At 34.4% G+C, this 1,680-nt stretch carries 3 protein-coding genes; 1 reads left to right on the forward strand and 2 read right to left on the reverse strand.

The window, feature by feature from the left end; genetic code table 11:
* Both H5072_RS18655 and H5072_RS18660 read right to left on the reverse strand, forming a co-directional pair.
* Window positions 1-511: YjaG family protein (locus H5072_RS18655; RefSeq protein WP_182694417.1), on the reverse strand; the 511-nt coding region annotated here is incomplete at its 3' end.
* Complete coding sequence (locus H5072_RS18660; protein ID WP_002961041.1) at window positions 504-857, reverse strand: DUF2007 domain-containing protein; 354 nt, start codon at window positions 855-857, stop codon at window positions 504-506. The genes H5072_RS18655 and H5072_RS18660, both read right to left, overlap by 8 nt.
* A gap of 75 nt (window positions 858-932) precedes the next feature.
* On the opposite strand from H5072_RS18660, the gene H5072_RS18665 reads away from it, so the two are divergent.
* Window positions 933-1,355 carry a DUF2721 domain-containing protein gene (locus H5072_RS18665; protein WP_002961042.1) on the forward strand — a complete coding sequence of 141 codons (423 nt, stop codon included), beginning with the start codon at window positions 933-935 and terminating at the stop codon, window positions 1,353-1,355.
* Window positions 1,356-1,680: the final 325 nt, after the last annotated feature.

Consider the following 1,680-nt stretch of genomic DNA (forward strand, 5'->3'; position numbering starts at 1 on the left):
GCCCCATATTTTCTACAAAATCAATTAGCTCACCTAATACTTCAATTTCGTACTGCATTAATGGGTGCTCTCTCACTGCTGTGTTATCAGCAATCTCACCTTCAACCGTCATTTGATATTCAATAAAGCGAGCCACTGTTGCTTGAGATATTTTGCTCACACTAATGAACTCTTGCTCATCTTGCGCCACTAAACCGTGCATTAAGCTAAGTAAAGACGTTGCAGCATCAATAGCAGGATAAGTACCAAACATATCAAAATCAGCAAGTTCAGGAACATTTGGCTCTATTTTTTCAACTTGTTTTTCGAGATCTATTTTACTTTTAGGCAGTAATATTTTTTCCCAACAAACATTAAGCGAATTACGTAATAAGGTTTCATCACCAAAACCCGTTGCTTCGCTAAATAAACCGTAATTTGGCAGCATTCGCTCTATTAAAGCACTTGCTAAGACGGCCTTTTGTAAATAGTTAAGCTCTCTAATACGCTGAAAATTATTTGCTTTAGTCATTCTTTAACGTCTCACACGACCAACAAAAATCAAATGTTGATCCATTATGCTCATTACAATTAGGGCATACCCAATCTGGAGCGGATTGTTTTACTTGTTGATAGTTTACCAATATTTGCCGCGCATGGCGCTCTTTTATCGCATAAACCTGCACACTAACTTGCGCCTGATCATATGGAATTTCTCCAAGCGCCCCTTGGAGCATCTCGCCTTTAATTTTACACTCTATTCCAGCAGTTTGTATTAAGCCTTTTACGATATTCGCTTCCAAGGTATTTTCAGCTTTATAAATTGTAACCCATTGAAAAGAGCTATCTGTTGAATTGTTATTATTAATATTTTGCAATATTCACCTCATTTATTTTGTGTTAACAATATCCTGCGCTAAATTATTAGCATGCTGTACTTTTAAGGAATAAACATGACACTAACAACCCCTGGCTTACTTTTTCCGGCCATATCGCTGCTATTACTCGCCTATACAAACCGATTTTTAGTTTTAGCGCAATTAATTAGGGAGCTAAATGCGCGTGAAGGTGAATCTATTCGGCCTGTTGTAGTGGCTCAAATCACTAACTTACGTAAACGTATTAAGCTAATTAGAACGATGCAAGTGTACGGGGTAGCCTCTTTTCTACTGTGTACACTATCAATGTTTGCATTATTTATTGAGTTTAATGCCACAGGAATTATTTTATTTGGCATTAGCTTAGCTTGCTTAAGTTTATCGTTATTAACGTCTTTATTTGAAATACATATTTCCTGTGATGCAATCGAGATAGAACTACAAAGCATTGAAAATAAACCACTAAGTAGCCGAATAAATAGAAATTTTGTAAAATAGTTTATTATAAATAAAACACTCTATTATTTGTCACAATCATGTTGTATGAACGCCCCTTTTTGGGGTGTACTTTTTTATTAATTAGAACAATTTAATCCAAATATACTAACTAACTTACTGACTACAAATAAGTTTACTTAGCTAGCCCATTGCAAAAACATAGATAAAATACAATAAACAACTAGTTATGAATTTAAAAAGTAATACTATTCGGTCGCTTTTCTCTTTAATTAATACTAAAAGGGGGGTATCCTGCTGGAAACACGTATGAACTTGCAACCGTATTTCAATATAGAATTTTACTAAACTTTAGAATAAAAATTAA

It is taken from the genome of Pseudoalteromonas sp. SR45-5, from assembly GCF_014163565.1.
In the GTDB taxonomy this organism is placed as follows: Bacteria; Pseudomonadota; Gammaproteobacteria; order Enterobacterales; family Alteromonadaceae; genus Pseudoalteromonas; species Pseudoalteromonas distincta.

Excerpts from the sequence above, each read along its gene's own strand:
- H5072_RS18665 (WP_002961042.1), top strand. The coding sequence starts at position 933 with ATGACACTAACAACCCCTGGCTTACTTTTTCCGGCCATATCGCTGCTA.